General features: G+C 68.1%; 1 pseudogene. It reads right to left on the bottom strand.

Going from position 1 to position 568, the window contains the following annotated elements:
• A pseudogene (locus G3480_RS27320) lies at window positions 1-568 on the bottom strand (DUF6399 domain-containing protein); the annotation flags it as partial.

Genomic DNA, 568 nt, shown 5'->3' with positions numbered 1-568 from the left:
CAGGCTGTGGGTGAGTCGCTTCGCCTTGGCTAGATGTGCGCACAGGCGCTCGGAGAGGTCCGCCTCCTCGGCGATCGTCTCCAGGCGCGCAAACACGGCCCCTAAGCGCGTCTGCAACTGCTCGGGCGTTTGCGCCTGTCCCTGTTGGAGTTCGTAGGGATGATCGAACTCGCTGAGGGCGCCGATCAGGGCTTTCGCCTCAGCGCGCCGCGCCTGGGCGCGCTCATGCGCGCGACTGGCCTGGACGTCGGCGCTCAGCGCCTCATCGATGCGCGCGGCAAACGCCGGCGGGCGTCCCGGGCCATGGCGGCGGCGATGATAGGCCTGCTCGGCGGCGCATGCGCCTTGCCAGCGTACCTTCGCCTCAGCCGCCGCCGTCTCGGCCTGTTGCTCCGCGCGCTTCAGCGCGAGGCTCATTGCCTGGCTGACCTCATGCTGCAGATGAAACAGATCCGTGGAATGATGCGCGCCCAGATCGCGCTCGACATGCGCCAACAACCCCTTGGCCTCATCACTGGTGCCTTGCACCACGCTGACGTTCAGCCCCGCAAGCCCGCTTTCGAGCGCC

The sequence above is a fragment of the Thiorhodococcus mannitoliphagus genome, assembly GCF_010915725.1.
GTDB classification, from domain to species: domain Bacteria; phylum Pseudomonadota; class Gammaproteobacteria; order Chromatiales; family Chromatiaceae; genus Thiorhodococcus; species Thiorhodococcus mannitoliphagus.
The sequence above is the reverse complement of the archived record's forward strand: the minus strand, read 5'-3'. Positions and strand labels throughout refer to the sequence as shown.